The sequence below is a fragment of the Achromobacter sp. UBA4530 genome, assembly GCF_002388205.1.
Taxonomy (GTDB): domain Bacteria; phylum Pseudomonadota; class Gammaproteobacteria; order Burkholderiales; family Burkholderiaceae_B; genus Achromobacter; species Achromobacter animicus.
Map to the genome: position 1 here is coordinate 167,186 of NZ_DGMA01000025.1, position 18,672 is coordinate 185,857.

General features: G+C 64.1%; 20 protein-coding genes. 3 read left to right on the top strand and 17 right to left on the bottom strand.

The features are described 5' to 3' along the window. Window positions 1-73 precede the first annotated feature (73 nt). The 4 genes from B2W22_RS17705 to alaC form a co-directional block, all read right to left on the bottom strand. Window positions 74-295, bottom strand: a complete 222-nt coding sequence (locus B2W22_RS17705; RefSeq protein WP_056567306.1) for a YgdI/YgdR family lipoprotein — start codon at window positions 293-295, stop codon at window positions 74-76. Between the two features lie 177 nt (window positions 296-472). After that, window positions 473-1,882 (bottom strand): threonine synthase, encoded by a 1,410-nt coding sequence (gene thrC / locus B2W22_RS17710; protein ID WP_286939012.1) that lies wholly within the window; start codon window positions 1,880-1,882, stop codon window positions 473-475. Window positions 1,883-1,933: 51 nt separating this feature from the next. After that, window positions 1,934-3,238, bottom strand: a complete 1,305-nt coding sequence (locus tag B2W22_RS17715; RefSeq protein ID WP_175138809.1) for a homoserine dehydrogenase — start codon at window positions 3,236-3,238, stop codon at window positions 1,934-1,936. Window positions 3,239-3,430: 192 nt separating this feature from the next. After that, window positions 3,431-4,618, bottom strand: a complete 1,188-nt coding sequence (gene alaC / locus B2W22_RS17720; protein WP_056567313.1) for an alanine transaminase — start codon at window positions 4,616-4,618, stop codon at window positions 3,431-3,433. 235 nt (window positions 4,619-4,853) lie between these two features. On the opposite strand from alaC, the gene B2W22_RS17725 reads away from it, so the two are divergent. The 3 genes from B2W22_RS17725 to B2W22_RS17735 are packed head-to-tail and all read left to right on the top strand — an operon-like array spanning window position 4,854 to window position 7,532. Next, on the top strand, window positions 4,854-5,315 hold the full coding sequence (locus tag B2W22_RS17725; RefSeq protein WP_175124628.1) for an Mth938-like domain-containing protein: 462 nt from the start codon (window positions 4,854-4,856) through the stop codon (window positions 5,313-5,315). Then, window positions 5,312-5,776 (top strand): peroxiredoxin, encoded by a 465-nt coding sequence (locus B2W22_RS17730; RefSeq protein ID WP_286939014.1) that lies wholly within the window; start codon window positions 5,312-5,314, stop codon window positions 5,774-5,776. Before B2W22_RS17725 ends, B2W22_RS17730 begins: the two co-directional genes overlap by 4 nt. A 55-nt stretch (window positions 5,777-5,831) precedes the next feature. Beyond that, a complete protein-coding gene (locus tag B2W22_RS17735; protein ID WP_175138774.1) occupies window positions 5,832-7,532 on the top strand; it encodes a PhoH family protein in 1,701 nt (566 codons plus the stop codon). Window positions 7,533-7,603: 71 nt separating this feature from the next. Here the strand turns inward: B2W22_RS17735 and B2W22_RS17740 are convergent, their stop codons facing one another. From B2W22_RS17740 to B2W22_RS17800, 13 genes are all read right to left on the bottom strand, one after another. Then, window positions 7,604-7,735 carry an entericidin A/B family lipoprotein gene (locus tag B2W22_RS17740; protein ID WP_056567326.1) on the bottom strand — a complete coding sequence of 44 codons (132 nt, stop codon included), beginning with the start codon at window positions 7,733-7,735 and terminating at the stop codon, window positions 7,604-7,606. 38 nt (window positions 7,736-7,773) lie between these two features. After that, window positions 7,774-8,469, bottom strand: coding sequence for a fumarylacetoacetate hydrolase family protein (locus B2W22_RS17745; protein WP_128827800.1), 696 nt, complete (start codon window positions 8,467-8,469; stop codon window positions 7,774-7,776). A gap of 290 nt (window positions 8,470-8,759) precedes the next feature. After that, on the bottom strand, window positions 8,760-9,290 hold the full coding sequence (gene ppa / locus B2W22_RS17750; RefSeq protein WP_175124630.1) for an inorganic diphosphatase: 531 nt from the start codon (window positions 9,288-9,290) through the stop codon (window positions 8,760-8,762). 29 nt (window positions 9,291-9,319) lie between these two features. Next, window positions 9,320-10,957 carry a heme biosynthesis HemY N-terminal domain-containing protein gene (locus B2W22_RS17755; protein ID WP_175124631.1) on the bottom strand — a complete coding sequence of 546 codons (1,638 nt, stop codon included), beginning with the start codon at window positions 10,955-10,957 and terminating at the stop codon, window positions 9,320-9,322. 4 nt (window positions 10,958-10,961) lie between these two features. Beyond that, window positions 10,962-12,152, bottom strand: coding sequence for a uroporphyrinogen-III C-methyltransferase (locus tag B2W22_RS17760; RefSeq protein ID WP_175124632.1), 1,191 nt, complete (start codon window positions 12,150-12,152; stop codon window positions 10,962-10,964). A gap of 37 nt (window positions 12,153-12,189) precedes the next feature. Next, on the bottom strand, window positions 12,190-13,008 hold the full coding sequence (locus tag B2W22_RS17765) for a uroporphyrinogen-III synthase (RefSeq protein WP_175124633.1): 819 nt from the start codon (window positions 13,006-13,008) through the stop codon (window positions 12,190-12,192). Next, on the bottom strand, window positions 13,008-13,949 hold the full coding sequence (gene hemC / locus B2W22_RS17770; RefSeq protein ID WP_286939019.1) for a hydroxymethylbilane synthase: 942 nt from the start codon (window positions 13,947-13,949) through the stop codon (window positions 13,008-13,010). The genes B2W22_RS17765 and hemC overlap by 1 nt, the downstream gene beginning before the upstream one ends. 9 nt (window positions 13,950-13,958) lie before the next feature. Then, complete coding sequence (locus B2W22_RS17775) at window positions 13,959-14,081, bottom strand: hypothetical protein (RefSeq protein ID WP_255357201.1); 123 nt, start codon at window positions 14,079-14,081, stop codon at window positions 13,959-13,961. Next, complete coding sequence (locus tag B2W22_RS17780; RefSeq protein WP_056322555.1) at window positions 14,068-14,787, bottom strand: TerC family protein; 720 nt, start codon at window positions 14,785-14,787, stop codon at window positions 14,068-14,070. Before B2W22_RS17780 ends, B2W22_RS17775 begins: the two co-directional genes overlap by 14 nt. 114 nt (window positions 14,788-14,901) lie before the next feature. Further along, on the bottom strand, window positions 14,902-15,600 hold the full coding sequence (locus tag B2W22_RS17785; protein ID WP_105238013.1) for a TerC family protein: 699 nt from the start codon (window positions 15,598-15,600) through the stop codon (window positions 14,902-14,904). Between the two features lie 264 nt (window positions 15,601-15,864). Further along, window positions 15,865-16,746: a succinate--CoA ligase subunit alpha gene (sucD, locus tag B2W22_RS17790; protein ID WP_056567350.1), complete on the bottom strand. Its 882-nt coding sequence runs from the start codon at window positions 16,744-16,746 to the stop codon at window positions 15,865-15,867. Window positions 16,747-16,767: 21 nt separating this feature from the next. Next, window positions 16,768-17,928 (bottom strand): ADP-forming succinate--CoA ligase subunit beta, encoded by a 1,161-nt coding sequence (gene sucC, locus B2W22_RS17795; protein ID WP_056567354.1) that lies wholly within the window; start codon window positions 17,926-17,928, stop codon window positions 16,768-16,770. Window positions 17,929-17,938: 10 nt separating this feature from the next. Next, window positions 17,939-18,541: a DUF2889 domain-containing protein gene (locus B2W22_RS17800; protein WP_175124635.1), complete on the bottom strand. Its 603-nt coding sequence runs from the start codon at window positions 18,539-18,541 to the stop codon at window positions 17,939-17,941. Window positions 18,542-18,672 lie beyond the last annotated feature (131 nt).

Sequence of the window (18,672 nt, forward strand, 5' to 3'; positions counted from 1 at the left end):
GCACCAAAACAAAAGCCCCGGCCATGACAGCCGGGGCTTTTGCTTGGTGCAGACAGTAAAGAGTCAGGCTGGCTTACTTGACCTCTTCGATCGACTTCACGTCGTCCTTGTTGATCTGAACCTTCTTGCCGTTCTGTTCGTATTCATACATGCCCGACTTCTTGTCGTATTCGGGCTCGTCGGGCGCTACGGTCGAAGATCCGTCGCGTTGGTTGATAACCGAAGGCGACGAGCATCCGGCCAGTACTCCAACGCCGGTCATCACCAGGGCCAACGTCATGGTCTTCAGGTTCATGGTCGTGTTCTCCGAGTGTTGAATAGTGATTTCACTCTAGCCGAATCGACCCCCGAAATCGTGTCGGGTTGTGCGCAAAATGCTTAAGAACGTAATCGGACCCGGCCCCAATAAAGAAAAGCCCCTCTAAGGGGGCGCCTGAGAGGGGTTGCAACCGTATACAAGCGGCAAGCGTGCTTACACCTTGGCGTGCGCCTCGATGAAACGGCGTACGGACGCTTCGTCGCAGTCCATCACTTCGACGCGCTGCGGCAGCGATTCAAGATCGGCGAGGTTGCCGGGCGGCGTCGCGGGACGGCCAAGCGCTTCCTCGATGGTCTCGGAGAACTTGGCCGGCAGCGCGGTCTCCAGCACGAGCATGGGGATGCCCGGCTCGACGAATTCGCGCGCGACCTTCACGCCGTCCGCGGTGTGCGGGTCGACCAGCACGCCAGTAGCGTCGTACAAGGCGCGAATCGTCGCCAGACGGTCCACATGCGAGCTGGCGCCCGACACGAAGCCATACTGCGACTCGAACTGATCCTTCATGTCGGACAGATCGAACGCGCCATCCCGCGGCAGCGCCGTCCACAGCGCCTTCACGCGATCGGTATCGCGGCCCACCAGATCGAACACGAAGCGCTCGAAGTTGGAGGCGCGCGAGATATCCATCGACGGGCTGGAGGTGGCGTACGTCTGCTCGGCGGGACGCGGACGATACACGCCGGTACGGAAGAACTCTTCCAGCACGTTGTTCTCGTTCGTGGCCAGCACGAGGCGGCGGATCGGCAAGCCCATGCGGCGGGCAATGTGACCCGACAGGATGTTGCCGAAGTTGCCCGACGGCACGGCAAAGGACACTTGCTGTCCGGCGCGTTCGGTGGCGCGCAGCCAGCCGTGGAAGTAGTAGACGACCTGGGCGGCAATGCGCGCCCAGTTGATCGAGTTCACGGCGCCCAGGCGATACCGGCTCTTGAAGTCCAGGTCGCCGGCCAGCGACTTGACGATGTCTTGCGCCTGGTCGAACACGCCGCGCACGGCGATGTTGTGGATGTTCTCGTCTTGCAGCGAGTACATCTGCGCGCGCTGGAAGGCGCTCATGCGGCCATGCGGCGACAGCATGAACACCGCCACGCCCTTCTTGCCGCGAAGCGCGTATTCCGCCGCCGAGCCCGTGTCGCCGGAGGTGGCGCCCACGATGTTCAGCGTGGTGCCGCGCTTTTCCAGCACGTATTCGAAAACCTGGCCAAGAAACTGCATGGCCATGTCCTTGAACGCCAGCGTCGGCCCTTCCGACAAGCCCAGCAACGACAGCCCGCCGTCGAGCGGACGCAGCGGCACGATGTCCTCGCTGCTGAAGATCTGCGGCGTGTAGGCGGCGCGGGTCAGACGGCGCAAGTCGTCCGCGGGAATGTCCGTGGCGAACAGCGACAGCACTTCGAATGCGAGGTCGGCATACGACAGGCCGCGCCAGGATTCCAGCGTGTCAGCAGTGACCTGGGGCAGCGTCTGCGGCACGGCCAGCCCGCCGTCGGGCGCCAGGCCTTCGAGCAGGATGTCGGAGAATTCGAGCGGGGCCATGCCGCCGCGCGTCGAGATGTATTTCATATCAATGGCTCCTCGATGGGCCGGACTCCCTGGCGAGGGAGCCAGGCTTCATCAGGTCAGGTTCTCCACGCGCAGACGCGTCACCTTGGACCGCACGAACGGAAGCGATTCGATGCGCTCGATGGCCTGGTTGACGTTGCCTTCCATGGCCTCGTGCGTGAGGAAGATGATGTCCGCGCCGCCGATGTGCGACGGTTGCTGGATCATCGAACCGATGGAAATGCCGCGGTCGGCCAGGATGCGGGCGATGTCCGCCAGTACGCCCGGCTGATCGTCGACGCGCAGGCGCAGGTAGTAGGACGTGCTGACCTGTTCGATCGGCAGGATGGGCGTGTCCGACATGGCGTCCGGCTGGAAGGCCAGATGCGGCACGCGGTTGCCCGGATCGGCGGTGTGCAGGCGCGTCACGTCGACCAAGTCGGCCACGACGGCCGAGGCGGTGGGCTCTTCGCCCGCGCCCTGCCCGTAATACAGCGTGGGGCCGACGGCGTCGCCCTTGACCAGCACCGCGTTCATCGCGCCTTCGACGTTGGCCAGCAGACGCTCGGACGGCACCAGCGCCGGGTGCACGCGCAGCTCGATGCCGTCGGGGCGGCGCTTGGTGATGCCAAGCAGTTTGATGCGGTAACCCAGGCGCTCGGCGTGCTCGATGTCTTCGGCTGCCAGTTGCGAGATGCCTTCGATGTGGGCGCGGTCGAATTGCACCGGCACGCCGAATGCCAGCGAGGCCAGCAGCGTGAGCTTGTGCGCGGCGTCCACGCCTTCCACGTCGAACGTGGGATCGGCTTCGGCGTAACCCAGCCGCTGGGCTTCGGCCAGCACGTCGGCAAACGGCAGGCCGCGCGAACGCATTTCGGACAGGATGAAATTGGTGGTGCCGTTGATGATGCCGGCCACCCACTGGATGCGGTTGGCGGTCAGGCCTTCGCGGATCGCCTTGATGATGGGGATACCACCGGCGACGGCGGCTTCAAAGTTCACCATCACGCCGCGCTCAGAGGCGGCGGCGAAGATCTCGTTGCCATGCTTGGCCAGCAGCGCCTTGTTGGCCGTGACCACATGCTTGCCGTTGGCGATGGCTTCCAGCACCAGCTCGCGGGCCAGCGTGTCGCCGCCGATGAGCTCGACGACGATGTCGATCTCAGGATCGCGCACCAGCGCGTGACCGTCCGTATCAACCACGATGGAATCGCCCACGCGGGCGCGGGCCTTTTCCACGTCGCGCACGGCGGCGCGAACGACTTCAATGCGGCGGCCAGCGCGGCGCGCGATTTCCTCGGCGTTGCGGGACAGCACGGTCCACGTGCCGCCGCCAACCACGCCAAGACCCAGCAGACCCACCTTCATGGGTTTCATCGCGCCGCCCTCTGCGGGCGGGCGTTGAGGGGAATTCATTTCAGTTCTCCGTAATGCCAAGTGATGCCTCGCAGCACCCCCGCCGCAAGAAAGCGGTCGCCCCTTATCGGGATGCCGCGGATCCGGCTCCGCCGGTCCGCAGGCATGCCCCCTAGAGGGGGAAGCGCGCAGCGCTGCGGGGGTGGGCACTCATCACTTCAGCAGACCGTCCTTGCGGAACATATCTTTGATGCCGCGCACCGCCTGGCGGGTACGCTGCTCGTTTTCGATAAGAGCGAAGCGCACGTATTCGTCGCCATACTCGCCGAAGCCGATCCCGGGGGACACGGCCACTTTCGCATCCGACAGGACACGCTTGGCAAATTCCAAAGAGCCCATCGCCCGGTAGGGTTCGGGGATCTGCGCCCAGATGTACATGGACGCCTTGGGAATTTCCACATTCCAACCTGCTTCATGCAGGCCGCGCACGAGCACGTCGCGGCGGCTTTGATACTGCGCCACGATTTCGTTCACGCAGTCCTGCGGACCGTCCAGCGCGGCGATGGACGCCACCTGGATCGGCGTGAACGTACCGTAGTCGTGATAGCTCTTGATGCGCGCGAGCGCGTTCACGAGCTCGCGGTTGCCGACCATGTAGCCGATGCGCCAGCCTGCCATGTTGTAGCTCTTGCTCATCGTGAAGAACTCGACGGCGACGTCGCGCGCGCCGGGCACCTGCATGATGGACGGGGCCACGTAGCCGTCGAACGTGATGTCGGCGTAGGCCAGATCATGCACGACGAGGATGTCGTGTTCCTTGGCCAGCGCGACCACGCGCTCGAAGAACGACAGGTCGACGCACTGCGCGGTCGGGTTGCTGGGAAAGCCCAGCACCATCATCTTGGGCTTCGGGATGGATTCGCGCACGGCGCGTTCCAGTTCCTCGAAGAAGTCCACGCCCGGCGTCATGCGCACGGAACGGATGTTGGCGCCGGCGATGACGGCGCCATAGATGTGGATCGGGTAGCTGGGATTGGGCACCAGCACGGTGTCGCCGCGGTCCAGCGTGGCCAGCATCAGGTGGGCCAGGCCTTCCTTGGAACCGATGGTGACGATGGCTTCGGAGTCCGGATCGAACTCGACCGCGTAGCGGCGCTGATACCAGTCACAGATCGCCTTGCGCAGACGCGGGATGCCCTTGGACACCGAGTAGCCGTGGGTGGTGGGACGGCTGGTCGCCTCGACCATCTTGTCGACGATGTGCTTGGGCGTCGCCCCATCCGGATTGCCCATCGACATGTCGATGATGTCTTCGCCACGCCGACGCGCCGCCATCTTGAGCTCGCCGGTAATGTTGAAAACGTACGGGGGCAAACGCTCGATGCGAGAGAACTTCCTCATGATGGGAATCCTTAGGGGCGAAAAGGCAAAAAGACCAGGGCGCGGTCGCGCGAAGGGGAAAGGGGAGCTTAGAACCGCGCCAGCACACGATTGCAGCGCAGCAAAACCCTGTAATCTAGCGCAACGACGCCTGAGGGGCAAATGGGAAAAAAAAGCCCCTTTTCCCTCGTGGATACGTTGCAACATGCGCCGTGTCCGATGCGCTATTATCAAGCACGTATAGCCGGAGTTTTTATTGAAGCTGCATACCGATCCTGCGACGGCCGCTCTTAACACTGTCACCGCTTACGGCGATGGCTATATCGAGGTCAACCAGGTACGTTTTTCCTCCTCGGTCGCTTTCGGCCCCGAAGGCGAAGTGACCATCTGGCCCGTTGAGTCGCCGGCCGACATTACCTCCTCCCTCTTGCTCCAGGCAGCCGGATTGTCCGAGCCCGCCCGCAACCCCCTGGATTTTCTGGATGCCCCGGAAGCCGCGCCCAGCCGGCCGGCCAACGCGCCCGAAGTCCTGCTGGTGGGCACCGGCGGCAAGCAGCAGTTCCTGCGCCCTGAAGTATTGCGTCCCCTTTTGGCCGTGGGCATTGGCGTGGAAACGATGGACACCCACGCCGCCTCGCGCACCTACAACATCCTGATGGCTGAGGGACGGCGCGTGGTCGTCGCCCTCATCCCGCCCAATGGAGCTACCAGTCAATGACGCCGAGCATAGGCAAACCCGCCCCGCTGTTCACCGCCGAAAGCACGATAGGCCCCATCAGCCTTGAACAATGCCAGGGGCGGGCCGTGATCCTGTATTTCTACCCCAAGGACAACACGCCCGGCTGCACCACCGAAAGCCAGGATTTCCGCGATCTGCATGGCGACTTCCTGTCGGCCAGTGCGATCGTGATCGGCATCTCGCGCGACTCGCTGAAGTCGCACGAGAATTTCAAGGCCAAGTACGAGCTTCCTTTCCCTCTCATCTCCGACGCCGACGAAACCGTCTGCAACCTGTTCGGCGTCATCAAGCAGAAGAACATGTATGGAAAGCAGGTGCGCGGCATCGAACGCAGCACCTTCTTGATCGACGCCTATGGCGTGCTGGTGCAGGAGTGGCGCGGGGTGAAGGTCCCGGGCCACGCCAAGGAAGTCCTGCAAGCCGCCAAAAGCATCGGTTAGCCGCACAGGAAACCCGTCAGGCGCTATAGCCGGCCCAAACAGGAGAGTGACGCATATGCCGCTTCCGAAGTTGCCTACCCGCCCCGCAGCCATCCTGACCTTCCCCTCGGGCGAATCCGCCCGGGCGCAGGCCCGCACCACCAAGACTGCCGCTGCGCGGTCCAACACCCAGGCAGCCCTCGCCGAAGACGAGGACGAACTGCTGGTACAACCAGAACTTGAAGGCATGGCGGCGCCGGCACGCAAAGCCCACACGCCGTCGCCCGCTCACCAGGCACCGCCCCCCGCCGCGCCGGCCGCTCGCGCCCCAGCGCGCCAGCAGACCAAGGCCGCGCCCGCCCCCGCCAAGCGCGGCAAGGCGCGCGCCCAGAATGAACCTCGCAAGCTGTTCGTGCTGGACACGAACGTGCTGCTGCACGATCCCAGTTCGCTCTTCCGCTTCGAAGAGCACGACATCTTCCTGCCGATGATGACGCTGGAAGAACTGGACCACCAGAAAAAGGGCATGTCGGAAGTCGCGCGCAACGCGCGCCAGGTCAGCCGGTCGCTCGATTCGCTGGTGCAGGACGCCACGCACCTGGACGAAGGCCTTGAGCTGGCCAAGCTGGGCAACAAGGATGCCACGGGCCGCCTGATGTTCCAGACCACGGCCATCCACAGCACCCTGCCCTCGGACCTGCCGATGGGCAAGGCCGACAACCAGATCCTGGGCGTGGTGCGCGCCCTGCAGGAAAAGTACCCGCAGCGCGAGGTCGTGCTGGTGTCCAAGGACATCAACATGCGCCTGAAGGCGCGCGCGCTGGGCATGGCCGCCGAAGACTACTTCAACGACCACGTCCTTGAAGACTCGGACCTGATGTATTCGGGCGTGATGCAGTTGCCCGAAGACTTCTGGAACAAGCACGGCAAGGACGTCGAATCCTGGCAACAGGGCGGCACCACCTTCTACCGCATCCACGGCCCGCTGTGCTCGCAGTTCGTCGTCAATCAGTTCGTCTACTTCGAAGGCCAGATGCCGCTGTACGCGCAGGTGCGCGAAGTCAGCGGCAAGATGGCGGTGCTGGCCACCCTGCGCGACTACACCCACGGCAAGAACAATGTCTGGGGCATCACGGCGCGCAACCGCGAGCAGAACTTCGCCATGAACCTGCTGATGAACCCGGAATGCGACTTCGTGTCGCTGCTGGGCCAGGCGGGCACCGGCAAGACGCTGCTGGCGTTGGCGGCGGGCATCACGCAGGTGCTCGAAACCAAGCGCTATACCGAGATCATCATGACGCGCGTCACGGTGCCTGTCGGTGAAGACATCGGTTTCCTGCCTGGCACCGAAGAGGAAAAGATGCTGCCCTGGATGGGCGCGCTGGAAGACAACCTCGACGTGCTGAACATGGGTGATGGCGAAGGCAACGGGGACTGGGGCCGCGCGGCTACCATGGACCTCATCCGCTCGCGCATCAAGGTGAAGTCCCTGAACTTCATGCGCGGCCGCACCTTCCTGAACAAGTACCTCATCATCGACGAAGCGCAGAACCTGACGCCCAAGCAGATGAAGACGCTGGTCACCCGCGCGGGTCCCGGCACCAAGGTGATCTGCCTGGGCAACGTCGCCCAGATCGACACCCCCTACCTGACCGAAGGCAGCTCCGGCCTGACGTTCGTGGTCGACCGCTTCAAGGGCTGGCCGCACTCCGGCCACGTCACGTTGCAACGCGGCGAACGTTCGCGTCTGGCCGACTACGCGGGCGACGTGCTGTAGTTCTTCTTCGCGCTCGCAACAAAAAAGCCCCTTGATTGCTCAAGGGGCTTTTTTTCACTGCCGCGCGCCGATTATTTGTCGGCGGCGTTGGTGATGGCATTGCCCGCCCGGGACACATCCTTGCCCATGCCGGCAACGGTATTGCAACCGGCCAGCACGAAGCCGAATACGACAAAGGCAGTCAGCACAAACTTGCCGCGCATGCTCTAACTCCAAAATGAAAAGATGAAAGCGCCTATGCTCAGGCGATCTGCACGCGCAGTTCGCCCAGGCCTTCGACGCCGCCAGTGATCACGTCACCTTGGCGCACGGCGCCCACGCCTTCAGGCGTACCGGTGAAGATGATGTCGCCGGGCTGCAGTTCAAACAGGCCCGACAGATAAGAAATGCTTTCCGGAATGTTCCACAGCATCTGCGAGATGTCGCTGGATTGCTTGCGCTCGCCGTTGACGTCCAGCCAGATGGCGCCCTTGTCGAGCGTGCCGACCACGCTGCGCGGGTGGATGGGACCCAGCGGCGCGGACTGGTCGAACGCCTTGCCGATTTCCCAGGGACGGCCCTGCTTCTTCATTTCGCCTTGCAGGTCACGGCGGGTCATGTCCAGACCCAGCGCATAGCCCCACACGCATTCGTTGGCCTGATCGACGGGGATGTCGCGGCCGCCCTTGCCCAGCACCACGACCAGCTCCATTTCGTAGTGCAGGTTGGACGTCTTGGGCGGGTACGGCATCTTGCCGGTTTCGCCATCGGCCACGAACAGCACCGCGTCGGCGGGCTTGCAGAAGAAGAACGGATCTTCACGGCCGGTGAAACCCATTTCCTTGGCGTGTTCGGCGTAATTGCGGCCGACGCAATACACGCGGCGCACGGGGAACAGCGCGGCGCTGCCGGCAACGGGAACCGCGACGGGCGGCTGGGGAGGCAAAACGTAGTCCATGAGCTATCAACCTATGACAAATACGTGACCGGAAAAACCGGGAAAAATATTACCCCGACGCGCGCGCGCTTGGCTTGCCCTGTGACCCCGCGATGGGGCGGTGTTGTTGTTGGGCGGCCGGGCGTTTGAAAAAGCACTCGCGAGTGTAGCCCTTTCTGCGGCCAAAGCGAGTGCCGGATGGATCGGGCGCCCATAAGACAGCGGCGCGGCTGCGACTGGCCGCAGCCGTCGCGGCCGCGCCGCAGGAAAGTGCCAGCCGGCGCGATGATGCCGGCTGGCCGATAGCCCGATCAGCCCTTGGTGTAGCGCTCGGCGCTGCGCACGATTTCCTCGTGTGCGGCGTCCACGCCCTTCCAGCCCTTGACCTTGACCCACTTGCCCTTTTCCAGGTCCTTGTAGTGCTCGAAGAAGTGCTGGATGCGGGAGATGTCTTCCGTCGGCAGATCTTCGTAGGACTTGATGTTGCGGTACGGGGGGTACAGCTTTTCGATCGGCACGGCCAGCAGCTTGGCATCACCGCCCGACTCGTCGTCCATTTCCAGCACGCCGATGGCGCGGCAGCGCACGACGGCGCCGATCTGGATCGGGAACGGCGTCAGGACCAGCACGTCGGCGGGGTCACCGTCTTCGGACAGGGTCTGGGGGATGTAGCCGTAGTTGCACGGGTAGTGCATGGCCGTCAGCATGAAGCGGTCAACGAAGATCGCACCGGAATCCTTGTCGACCTCGTACTTCACCGGGTCGGCGTTCATGGGGATTTCGATGATGACGTTGAAGTCTTCGGGCAGCTTCTTGCCAGGGGAGACGCGATCAAGACTCATGGTTCAACCTTGTTTGTCTGAAAAGATATTCAAATCGAGCCGTCGTCCTTGAACGGCGGCTTGGTGGTCGGCACGGGCGCCGCGGGCGGCGCCGGCTTGGCGGCGGGCGCCGCAGGCGCAGGCATCGGTGCGTACGTGGGCACCGGCTCGTCGAAAGCGGCAGCCGGGATCGGCGCGCTGTCGAAGTATTCATCAATGTCGGACGTGCCGCGTGCCAGCGGCGCATCTTCGGGTGCAAGGGCGCGGTCGTGCTGTGCCTTGCTGACGCGCGCGTCCGGGTCCAACACGTAGTCCGAGGCCGACGCGGCGACGGGCGCTGCCGCGGCACCAGCGGGCAAGGCCGGGTAATCGCCGCCGACGTCCGTGTCGCTGTCGGTGTCCGACAGGCCGACGGCATAGCCGCCTTCGGCGTCCACGCGGTAGGGATCCGAACCGGTGTCCGCGGCGGGAAGCGCTGCATCCGAGGCCAGCACGGGCAGAGCCATGCTGGCGGCCGTCGCCAGGCGCCAGTGGCGCACGGCGTCGACCGGGCGATCCAGGCGATCGTAGAGACTGCCCAGCAATGCATGCGTTTGCGCATCGCTGCGTCGCGCGAGGCTGCGCAGCAGATAGCGTTCGGCCTGGCCCCAAAGCTGGCCGTTCAGGCACAGCATGCCCAGCGCAGTCAGCAGGTCGGGATCGGTAGGACGTTGATGCAGCCAGGTTTCGGCCTTGGCCAGGCGGCGCGACACGTGTTCGGCGTCGCAGCGGGCGTAGGCCGCCACCAGGGCGGGATTGAACTTGACGGCGATGGCCGACTCCAGCACACGGGCGGCTTCGTTGGGTTCGCCAGCGGCTTCGAAGGCCGCCGCGCCCGCCAGGGCGATTTCAGGCAGCAGGCGCTCTTCGGCCTTGAGGTCCTTCCAGATGGGGCGCCAGGCATCCTGGCCTGCCGCAGCCCGCAGGCGCGCGGCGCCGGCCGCGTCGATCAGCACGTCGGCTTCAGGGCGGCCCAATGCATTGCGGCGCAGAAGACCGCGCGCCAGCGTGAATACCTGCTCCTGGTGATTCAAGGCCGTATGTGCGCGCAGCAGCAGGCGCATGGTGTGCAGATGGCGCGCGCCACCGTCGGCCAGTGGCCCCAGCACGGTCAAGGCCCGCTCGGCGCGGCCCTGATCCAGCAGCATATCGGCGGAAACCGTGGCCGTGGCTTCAAGCAGGCCGGGATCCGTGCCGGCCTGTTCCTGCGCGTTGGCAAGCAGGCGATCGCGCCGGTCGAATTCACCGAGGCCATGCGCGGCACGGGCGGCCGACAGCGCGGCCAGGACGCGGCGCGTACGGACCTTGGTCTGGTCCAGAAGCTTCGTCAGGTCTTTTTCGGCATGGGAATAGCGGCCTTCGAGAAGACCAATCCAGCCACGTTCCAGCAATTCATGGTCGCGCGCCTGGGCACGCTTGCCGCGCCAGGCCCGGACGCGATCGGGAATGGCGAGCAGCCATGCCAGCAGGCGCAGGCCGACATACAGGATGATGAACGTCGCGACGATGAGCAGGACGGCGAGCGTCAGCGACATCTCGATGCGCCACGGCCACACCAGAAGCAGCACGTTGCCCGAATGCGAGCGCAGAACCACCGCCAAGGCGACGGCGACGACGGCGAGCAGCAGGGTCCAGAACCAGGTACGCATGAGCTCAGTCCTGCTCGCTGGTCTTGAAGCCCGCGGCGCGCAAGGCCGCGACGGCATTCAGGCTGTCCGCCACGTCCGGCATGCGCACGGCGATGTCGGTCTGGGCCAGCTCGCGCGCGAGGGTTTGCGCGGCGACGGTGTCGGGCGAACGGCCATCGAAGTATTTGGACAGCGTCGAACCGACGTTATCGAGCTCGCTCTTCCAGACGGACGGCTGGCGCATCAGCATTGCCAATTGCGCCGTCAGCAGCCGCTGGCGCAGCGTGCCGCGCACCTGATCGGCTTGCTCGGGCGACAACAACAGCGCGGCGGGTTCATCCACGCGCTGGATGGTGATGAGTCCGCCAAGTTCATGGGCCAGCGCGGAGCCCGCGCGGCCAGGCCACGAGGCGACTTCGGCGCGCCAGCGCTGCCACCAGGGCGCGTCGGCGGGGAGCCCTGCCTGCGGATCAACGACGGGGGCCGGCGCGGGAGGCTGGGCCTGGCCTACCGGCGCCACGCCGGGCGACACGGTGTCCGGCACCAGCAGCGGCGCCTTGCCGATCAGCGCGACCAGGCGCTCGATGCGGCCCGACTGGGCGGGGATATCGACGGTGGACACGGCGCGCAGGCGGTCCAGGTCGCCGTTGATGGATTGCTGCAGGCTGGAGAAACGCGGACGGTCGGCGCGCGCAAGGCGCGATTGGGCGGTTTCCAGCGCAACGATCGCGTTGGAGACATTGCCCGCCAGACGCAATTGCTGGTTGGCGATCGTCAGCAGACGCTCGACGTCGTTGGCCAGCAGTTCGTCGCTGGCGCTGTCGTTGAAGTTCTGCCAAGCCTGCTGCAGGGCGTTGTACTGGCTTTGCGTCTCGCGCAGCGTGTCTTCGAGTTCGGCGACGCGGCCCGACTGCGCCTGCGCCAGAGCGAGGGCTTCGCGGGTGTCCTTGCGGGCTTGCGCGACGTCGGCGCCGAGCGTATCCAGGCGCGTTGCGACTTCGCGGCCGGCGGAGACGAACTGGGTGCGTTGCTTCCACAGCGCATAACCCAGGCCAACGGCCAGCAGGATGACGATTATCAGGGCGGTGACCAAGGGGCCACTGCCGCGCTTGGCCGGACGGGCCTTGACGGAGTCGGCCGGGGCCGATGCGGACGCACTTGCGTCCGGGGCGGCCGGATGAACGGCCGAATCGGTAGCGGGAGTCTTATCTGTCATGACGCGATTGTATTCGGTGTCAGTCCGAACCAACGAATCAAGCAGCAACAAAAGCCTGGAATATCGACTCGTCGTTCGGCACGCAGATTTTTACCATCGCCGCTCCGGACGCGCCATGACAGGACGGTGGCAGGCGGCGCACCAGCGAGGGGTGCGTGATCACAAAGCGGCAGCGCAGCCACCAGTCAGTCAGACCTGCTGCGTGAAGCTGATTCTGGACGGCGTCTGCGCCCTCCCCGCTGGTGAGCAGCCAAGTGGCAGAGACGTCCGCTTCGGCCCAGCGCCGCAGTGCGCCAAGCTGGTCAGAGGTCCAGTCAGCCGCGCGCCGCTGGTAGGCGGCGTGACGCGTTACGTGGACGCCATGGGCCTCGAGTTTGTCGCCGAGCCAATCGCGTCCCTGGGTGCCACGCACCACCAGCACGCGCGCGGGCAGCGTAGGCTGGGCCTCGAGCACTCGCCACAGCGCCTCGGAATCGTGGGTGGGTGCGGACTCGTCCGGATGCAGAACTGTTGTATTCGCGCCAAAAAAGCCCGTCTCGCGCAGCGCCTGTGCGCTGGCGGGCCCGACCGTGGCCGCGGCCACGCCCGCGGGCCAATCGGCGGCGCCTTCAGCCTGGGAAAGCTGGTTCAGGTACTGGCGGGCCGCATTGCCGCTGACGAACACGACGAGGTCGAACGCCGAAGGCCGGGGCAGGTCTTCGGATGCGACGGAGATGGGATGGATTTCAAGCGCGGGCAGGATGCAAGGCTGCCAACCGGCGCCCTGCAGGCGGCCAGCCAGCGCTTCGTTGCGCCCCGCGGGCCGCGTCAGGATGGCGATGCGCGGCCCTTCGGCGGCTGCAAACGCCGGATCCATCAGTGCGGCTCGTTGTGCAGGAGTTCGCGGAGGATCGCCGCGGCGCCCGCGTCCAGCAATTCGGAGGCGGCGGCTTCGCCGATGGCTTCGGCCTGATCCACCGGACCGGTGTGCGTGGCGTGAACGATGCGGGTGCCGTCGGGCGACGCGACCAGCGCGCGCAGCGACAGTGTGTCGCCGGCGATCTGGGCAAACGCGGCCAGAGGAACCTGGCAGGAGCCGCCCAGCTTGCGAGACACAGCGCGCTCCGCGAGCACGCAGGCGGTGGTATCTGCGCTGACCAGCGGCGCGAGCCACGCACGCATGTTGTCGCGATCGTCGCGGATTTCAATGCCGAGAGCGCCCTGCCCTGCGGCCGGCAGGCTGTCGGCCGGGTCGAGCAGGCTGCGAATGCGCTCGCCCATGCCAAGACGTTCCAGACCCGCCGCCGCCAGCACGATAGCGGCGTAGTCGCCTTTGTCGAGCTTGCCGAGGCGCGTATCCAGGTTGCCGCGCAGGGGCTTGACCACCAGGGCGGGAAACCGGGCACGGATCTGGGATTCGCGGCGCAGACTAGACGTGCCGACCACGGCGCCTGCGGGCAAGTCCGCCAGCGAGGCATACCGGTTGGACACGAAGGCATCGCGCGGATCCGCGCGATCGAGGACGGCGCAAAGCTCGAACGGGGCTTGCAGATCCACCGGCACGTCCTTGAGGGAGTGGACGGCGAGATCGGCGCGCCCGTCGAGCAGCGCGTTTTCGAGTTCCTTGACGAACAGACCCTTGCCGCCCACCTTGGACAGCGTGCGGTCGAGGATCTGGTCGCCTCGGGTCGTCAGGGTAAGAAGTTCAACTGCGCACGCTGGGTACAGCGTGCGCAGCCGATCGCGCACATGCTCGGCTTGCCACAGGGCAAGCCGGCTGGCGCGGGTCGCAATGACCAGACGTTGCGGCAGAGACACGTGATGCCATCAAACGAAGTTGGAGACGATGATCGTCGCGACTACGCCGAGGATGGCCAGCACGAACAGACCCTGAAGAAGGCTCAGGCCCGATTCGGATTGCTGGGGATCGGTGGATCTACGCAGACTCATGTGCTGATTCCTTGGAAGCGTTCTTGCGGCTTGCAAGCCACCGTCCAAGGACAACAACGAGCAAGGCGCCAATAATTTCAGCGGCGATTTTAACCGTAGTCGGCTGAACGCCAAATTGACGCTCGACAATAACGTCGGTGACCAGCATGCCACCAGCGATCCAGCCCAACAGGCCCGCGCCGAAGGTGACGACCAGCGGATAGCGGTCAATGAGCTTGAGCACCAGCGTGCTGCCCCAGATGATGATCGGCACACTGACGACCAGGCCGAAGATGACCAGACCCAGCTGATGGTCGGCATGCGCATTCTGCGCGGCGCCGGCGATGGCGATCACGTTGTCCAGGCTCATCACGAAGTCAGCGATGATGATGGTCTTGATGGCCGCGACGATGGATGTGCCGCCCTTGATGTCGCCATGCGCATCGTCTTCGGGAACCAGAAGCTTGACGCCGATCCAGACGAGCAGCAGCGCGCCCACGACCTTCAGGAACGGGATGTTCAGAAGCTGCATTGCGAAGGCGATCAGCACGACGCGCAGAATGATTGCCCCTGCGGTGCCCCACAAAATGCCTTGCATCCGTTGCTTGGGCGCCAGGTTGCGACACGCCAGCGCGATCACGACAGCGTTATCGCCGCCGAGCAGGATGTCGATAAGGATGATTTGGAATACCGCTGCCCAACTCAGCGTCTGAAAAAACTCAAGCACTTTGAACCCCCGAAGGCATTTATGAAAAGAATGGCCGGTCCCGGCCCGGCCGCCCTGCCGCGCGCCTTCGCGCGGCAGGTTTATTTAGAAAAACATATTATTGTAGTTCAGCTTTCAGTCAGCTTTCTGGCGCATCAGTAAAACTTTACCAATCAGCAGCACCAGCACTGCACCGAGTGCGCCCGACATCAGCGCGAAGCTATGCTGCGTCACACCCAGCGCGGCGTCAATACGCGCAACGGGCTCTTGCAAAGCCGGATCGCCCACCAGCAGTTCGCCCGCGATGAAGCCCAACAGCGCCGCGCCGACCCAGACGATGAGCGGGAAACGTTCGATGACCTTCAGGAGCAGCGTGCTGCCAAAGATGACCAGGGGAATACTGATGGCCAGGCCGAGCACCAGCAACGTCGTATCGCCCATTGCCGCGGCGGCGACGGCCACCACGTTGTCCAGGCTCATGACCAGGTCGGCGATCATGATGGTGCGGATGGCGGTGAAAAGATTGCCCTGCGTCTTGCCGGCGCCGTCTTCTTCGCCTTCCGGCAGCAGCAGCGTAACGCCGATGTAGACCAGAAGCAGTGCGCCGATCAGCTTGAGCCACGGCAGCAGCAACAACTTGGCCGCCACGAGCGTCAGCACGATACGCATGATGATCGCAGCGGCGGAACCGACCACGATCGCTTTTTTCTGTTGTGCCGGAGGCAGTGAACGCGCCGCCAGCGCAATAACCACGGCGTTGTCGCCTGATAGCAGAATGTTGACCCAAATGATCTGGAGCAACGCGATCCAGAATGCCGCTGAACTGAGTTCCATGCCTCTCTTTCCTAGGTGTGATCCCCCTAGGACAAAACCAAATTAATGGATGAATTTGAACGGAGAAACGTACTGACCGTCTTGGTGCGAGCCCGACGGCATTCTTGCTGGTACGCGCAAAATTTCTTTCATTATAGTTTCGTTCAGCTTTCCGTATGATTGCCCCGACCGCTTCCTGGACGCGGGATTACCCTAAGAAATCACCAAAAAGATGGACGAAAAAAAGCCCGCCGAAGCGGGCTTTTTATTGCGCAATGCTGAGACTTACAGCACCGACTTGAGCAGCTTGCCCATTTCGGAGGGGTTGCGCGTGGTGCGGATGCCGCAGGCTTCCATGACTTCCAGCTTGGCGTCGGCCGTGTCGGCGCCGCCGGAGATCAGCGCGCCGGCGTGGCCCATGCGCTTTCCGGGAGGGGCGGTGACGCCAGCGATGAAGCCGACGACCGGCTTCTTCATGTTGTCCTTGGCCCACTGCGCGGCGTTCACTTCGTCCGGACCGCCGATTTCGCCGATCATGATGACGGCGTCGGTGTCGGGATCGTCATTGAACAGCTTGAGCACGTCGACGTGCTTCAGGCCGTTGATGGGGTCGCCACCGATACCGACAGCGCTGGATTGGCCCAGGCCCAGTTCGGTGACTTGCGCCACGGCTTCGTACGTCAGGGTGCCCGAACGGCTGACGATGCCGATGCGGCCCTTGCGGTGGATGTGACCGGGCATGATGCCGATCTTGATTTCGTCCGGGGTGATCAGGCCGGGGCAGTTCGGGCCCAGCAGCAGCGTCTTGCTGCCCTTGGCCTTCATGCGGTTCTTGACTTCGAGCATGTCGCGGACCGGGATGCCTTCGGTGATGCAGATGACCAGTTCCAGCTCGGCTTCGACGGCTTCCCAGATGGCGGCAGCGGCGCCGGCGGGCGGCACGTAGATGACCGACACGGTGGCGCCGGTGTCAGCCTTGGCGTCCTTGACCGATGCGAAGATCGGCACGCCTTCGAAGTCTTCACCAGCCTTCTTGGGGTTCACGCCGGCCACGAAGGCGGCCTTGCCATTGGCGTACTCACGGCACATGCGGGTGTGGAACTGGCCCGTCTTGCCCGTGATGCCCTGGGTGATGACCTTGGTGTCCTTGTTGATCAGAATCGACATTGTGAATCCTTGATTTTCTCTTTACTTGACGGCGGCTACGACGCGGGTGGCAGCTTCGGCCATCGTGTCGGCGCTGATGATGGGCAGACCCGATTCAGCCAGCATCTTCTTGCCGAGCTCTTCGTTGGTGCCCTTCATGCGGACGACCAGCGGCACGTTCAGGTTGACGGCCTTGCAAGCAGCGATCACGCCTTCGGCGATGACGTCGCAGCGCATGATGCCGCCGAAGATGTTGACCAGGATGGCCTTGACGCTCTTGTTGGCCAGCATGATCTTGAAGGCTTCGGTGACCTTCTCGGCCGTGGCGCCGCCACCGACGTCCAGGAAGTTGGCCGGCTCGCCGCCGAACAGCTTGATGGTGTCCATCGTGGCCATGGCCAGGCCGGCGCCGTTCACCAGGCAGCCGATGTTGCCGTCGAGCTGGATGTAGGCCAGGTCGAACTTGCTGGCTTCGATTTCAGCGGGATCTTCTTCGTCCAGGTCGCGGTAGGCGACGATTTCCGGGTGACGGAACAGGGCGTTGGAGTCGAAGTTGAACTTGGCGTCCAGGGCGATGATGTTGCCCTTGCTGTCGCGGTTCAGGGGGTTGATTTCGACCAGGGAGGCGTCGGTGTCCATGTAGCACTTGTAGAGCTTCTGGAACACGTCAACGGCCTGGGCGGTCGAGTCGGCGGGCAGGCCGATCGCGTTGGCGATCTTGGTGGCTTGCTCGGCGGACAGGCCGGTCAGCGGGTCGATGTATTCGGTGATGATCTTTTCGGGCGTGGAGTGAGCCACTTCCTCGATGTCCATGCCGCCTTCGCTGGAAGCGATGAAGGCGACATTCTGCGTGGCGCGGTCGGTGACCAGCGACACGTAGTATTCCTTCTGGATGTCGGCGCCGTCTTCGATGTACAGGCGGCGGACCTTCTGGCCTTCGGGGCCGGTCTGGTGCGTGATGAGCTGCATGCCCAGGATTTCGGAGGCCAGCTTGCGGACGTCGTCCAGCGAGCGGGCCAGCTTGACGCCGCCGCCCTTGCCGCGGCCACCCGCGTGGATTTGTGCCTTGACGACCCAAACCGGTCCACCCAGCTTTTCAGCGGCAGCCACGGCCTCGTCGACGGAAAGAGCGGGGATCCCGCGCGGCACGGGGACGCCAAATTGCTTCAGCAGTTCCTTGCCTTGATACTCGTGGATTTTCATGTGTTACCTGTCAGGACGTATGAGAAAAAGAAGGTGAATCGGAGGACGACTCGGCCGATGCCTCAGCGCTACCCCCGGTGTACCACTCGGGATAATGCTCAGCCACCACAGGGCCGCCAGTGCTGAGCGCATGGCAGCCGTCCAGTTGGAATGGACGCCGGTTCGGGTTGGGTTCCTGCCGCCGGCGGTTGGCCATCGTCTGGACCGCCGCGGTGGGAAGCACCTGCGACAGTTCGGTCATGTGCGTACAGCCTTCCACATGCCCGAACCGCTCTTTGACCTGGCGACGGAACCCCTTGAGCAGGTTCATGCCGATCAGGTCAGTGTACGCCGGCTCGATGGCCTTGCAATGCTCGCCGTAAGGCGCCGCGTCATAGACGGCCTGAGCCGCCACGATCGAGAATTGTTCGTCGATGGTGATGCGCAGGTGCATATGGTGGATGGGTTGCCCCGCCTTGAACATCTCGCCGTCGCGCTTGGGAAAATCGTACGCCTTGACGTCGATAAGCTCGGCTTCCAGGTCCCAGTTGCCGTCGTCGCGCGCGTACGACTGCACACGTATGGAACGCGTATGCAGCGGCTGACGAGGACAATCCGGCGGTGGCAAGGGCATGCGTGGGGCCTGCGGGGCAGAGACGGCCAGCGCGTAATGGTGCGCGGCAACAAAACCTTCAAAGTATAGCGCAGGCGGCCTGCCGCAATCGTATTAATTGGCCGGGGGATGGCCCGCTATCCCACACGCTG

Bases quoted from the DNA above. Each gene is read 5' to 3' on its own strand.
- B2W22_RS17705 (WP_056567306.1), bottom strand. From the start codon at position 295: ATGAACCTGAAGACCATGACGTTGGCCCTGGTGATGACCGGCGTTGGA.
- thrC (WP_286939012.1), bottom strand. From the start codon at position 1,882: ATGAAATACATCTCGACGCGCGGCGGCATGGCCCCGCTCGAATTCTCC.
- B2W22_RS17715 (WP_175138809.1), bottom strand. From the start codon at position 3,238: ATGAAACCCATGAAGGTGGGTCTGCTGGGTCTTGGCGTGGTTGGCGGC.
- alaC (WP_056567313.1), bottom strand. From the start codon at position 4,618: ATGAGGAAGTTCTCTCGCATCGAGCGTTTGCCCCCGTACGTTTTCAAC.
- B2W22_RS17730 (WP_286939014.1), top strand. From the start codon at position 5,312: ATGACGCCGAGCATAGGCAAACCCGCCCCGCTGTTCACCGCCGAAAGC.
- B2W22_RS17735 (WP_175138774.1), top strand. From the start codon at position 5,832: ATGCCGCTTCCGAAGTTGCCTACCCGCCCCGCAGCCATCCTGACCTTC.
- B2W22_RS17740 (WP_056567326.1), bottom strand. From the start codon at position 7,735: ATGCGCGGCAAGTTTGTGCTGACTGCCTTTGTCGTATTCGGCTTCGTG.
- B2W22_RS17745 (WP_128827800.1), bottom strand. From the start codon at position 8,469: ATGGACTACGTTTTGCCTCCCCAGCCGCCCGTCGCGGTTCCCGTTGCC.
- ppa (WP_175124630.1), bottom strand. From the start codon at position 9,290: ATGAGTCTTGATCGCGTCTCCCCTGGCAAGAAGCTGCCCGAAGACTTC.
- B2W22_RS17755 (WP_175124631.1), bottom strand. From the start codon at position 10,957: ATGCGTACCTGGTTCTGGACCCTGCTGCTCGCCGTCGTCGCCGTCGCC.
- B2W22_RS17760 (WP_175124632.1), bottom strand. From the start codon at position 12,152: ATGACAGATAAGACTCCCGCTACCGATTCGGCCGTTCATCCGGCCGCC.
- B2W22_RS17765 (WP_175124633.1), bottom strand. From the start codon at position 13,008: ATGGATCCGGCGTTTGCAGCCGCCGAAGGGCCGCGCATCGCCATCCTG.
- B2W22_RS17775 (WP_255357201.1), bottom strand. From the start codon at position 14,081: ATGAGTCTGCGTAGATCCACCGATCCCCAGCAATCCGAATCGGGCCTG.
- B2W22_RS17785 (WP_105238013.1), bottom strand. From the start codon at position 15,600: ATGGAACTCAGTTCAGCGGCATTCTGGATCGCGTTGCTCCAGATCATT.
- sucD (WP_056567350.1), bottom strand. From the start codon at position 16,746: ATGTCGATTCTGATCAACAAGGACACCAAGGTCATCACCCAGGGCATC.
- sucC (WP_056567354.1), bottom strand. From the start codon at position 17,928: ATGAAAATCCACGAGTATCAAGGCAAGGAACTGCTGAAGCAATTTGGC.
- B2W22_RS17800 (WP_175124635.1), bottom strand. From the start codon at position 18,541: ATGCCCTTGCCACCGCCGGATTGTCCTCGTCAGCCGCTGCATACGCGT.